The sequence below is a fragment of the Aquiflexum sp. genome, from assembly GCF_977115555.1.
Genome location: NZ_CDSBKL010000575.1, coordinates 1 through 1,974, shown reverse-complemented (window position 1 = coordinate 1,974; position 1,974 = coordinate 1). Strand labels below are relative to the sequence as shown.

Below are 1,974 nucleotides of genomic sequence, written 5' to 3'. Positions count from 1 at the left end.
TGAAAACGGGAAATAGCTTATTCTTGAATCGACTTTTTCAATATTTTTCGAAAAATCCCGAAAGTCTTTTGGATAAAATCTAATTGGAATTCCTGCTTCTTTGGAAAAGGAATAGTAATAGAAACCATAAAATTCACCCAAGCTGGTCAGACAGATTACCAAACTATCCCTGCTGTTTTTCAGATTTATTTCTGTACGTAGACTATAGGGGTTAGCCAAAGCAGACCGATTAATCACCCTTCCGCATAATGACATTTCTTCAAGTGATTCTGAGAATTTATTCCAATCCTCTTCAATAGATTGAATATTTTCAATAAGTTCAAACCACTTTTTATCAGATAATTTCAATAATTTATTTTCACCTATTTCAGAAAAAAATTGGTGAAGCCGTGGAATGGAAAAAATATTATCGTTTAGCATAAAGTAACTATTGGAGCAAAAACTCAATTTACCAAGAATGGGTTTTTTATTACTCTTAAAGAAACTGAAAATTTCCACTTAAAAATCATTAAAATGATTCTTTAAATCTTGGAACCTTTCAAAGAATTAATTTTCAACTCTTTAAATTTCCCCTTCAACCCAAACAAGGGCCTTACCCAATTCCATCTTCTGATGCCTAGTTCATAGATAAGACAGGCAAAGCCAAAGGTTCCGATGGACATCAGGGAAAATTTGACAAAAAGTCCCAAGTCTGCATGCATCAGGCAATATCCCAAAGCAACTGTGATGGTCTGATGGAGGATGTAAAACGGATATACCGCTTCATTGGCGTAGGCAAGTTGTGAACTTGGTTTGTTCAAATAAGCAGCAGCGTATCCAAACAACACCAAGATCCAAGCCCAAAGATTGATGACTTTGAATCCCGCTTCTATAAAATGGACCAAAACAGAATCTTCATACAATTGCCTCAATCCCACCATCAGCGTAAATCCGACCAATCCCAGATATAGGTACTTGCGACGGTTTTCCTGCACTGTTTTCCAAAAAATCTGCTTGACGGATATCAACAGAAAACCATAGAAAAAGAAAGTGATGAAATTGATGATATTGAACCAATCCCCGACCAAAGCATGGGTGGATGGAAAGAAAGGCTCTACCAGTGATTCCCAAACATACAGCGGAATCACCAGCCAAAACAATCCCAATGGTTTCGCCGCCAACTTTCGCATCCCTCTCAGAATCCCCGCCTGTGGATGGTCCCTGAGGTACAAAAATACCGGAATCAAAACCAAAGAAAACAATAGTAGGTAAGGCAAAAACCAAAGGTGGTGCCAGGAGAAATTCCCTTCCGGATAAGCACCGTTGACAAATAGTTGCGATGGCCAATAGTCAAAATATCCGGGCGCGATCTGTCCCTTGTCCAAGCGCTCGAAATAAATCTGTGGCGGTACGATGAAAAACATACCAAAGACCAAGGGGATGAACAAGCGTTGAATCCGCTCCAAGGAAAATTGAGTGCCAGTCCTTCTAGAAAGAGCATAGAAAGTGCCCATTCCCGATATCACAAACAGGATGGGTAAGCGCCATTGGTTCACAAAAAGCATCGGCCAACGGAGATTGGGGTAGATGATGTCATTTTTTATATGCCAACCCCAAGGGACAAAAAACATCCCCACATGGTAAAATATCAACAATCCAAAAACGATGACCCGTAGCCAATCCAAATCGTATCTGCGCATTTTATTTTCTTTTGGTCAAATGTAGAAATCAAAAAAGTGATTAAAATACTCTTGGGATGGCTGTCAAGGTTTTGTGATGAATGACAAAGTCTAGGCGTTGATGCGGCTTTCAAAGAGAGGAATCATTCCTCTGGAAACAGGAATCGGTTCGGGATGATGCTCTAAATGCAATTGATACCCCTGCGCATTTCCCTTGATATCGCTTACATAATGGAGGTTGACAAGGTAGGACCGGTGGGTTCTGATGATGTGTTCAGGCGCTTTGAGTTGGGTTTCAAATTCCTTCAGCGTCATC

Annotated in this window: 3 protein-coding genes; all 3 read right to left on the bottom strand. The window is 40.0% G+C overall.

Annotated features, from left to right (window positions below):
• Nucleotides 1–498, bottom strand: a 498-nt coding sequence (locus tag ACZFYI_RS19730; RefSeq protein ID WP_462525832.1) for a hypothetical protein, incomplete at its 3' end; no start/stop codon positions are given.
• A 23-nt stretch (nucleotides 499–521) separates the two neighbouring features.
• The gene (locus ACZFYI_RS19725; RefSeq protein ID WP_462525831.1) at nucleotides 522–1,679 is read right to left on the bottom strand and encodes an acyltransferase family protein; all 1,158 of its coding nucleotides are present in this window, start codon (nucleotides 1,677–1,679) and stop codon (nucleotides 522–524) included.
• A gap of 90 nt (nucleotides 1,680–1,769) precedes the next feature.
• Nucleotides 1,770–1,974, bottom strand: a 205-nt coding sequence (locus tag ACZFYI_RS19720) for a LytTR family transcriptional regulator DNA-binding domain-containing protein (protein ID WP_462525830.1), incomplete at its 5' end; no start/stop codon positions are given.

Bases quoted from the DNA above. Each gene is read 5' to 3' on its own strand.
- ACZFYI_RS19725 (WP_462525831.1), bottom strand. From the start codon at position 1,679: ATGCGCAGATACGATTTGGATTGGCTACGGGTCATCGTTTTTGGATTG.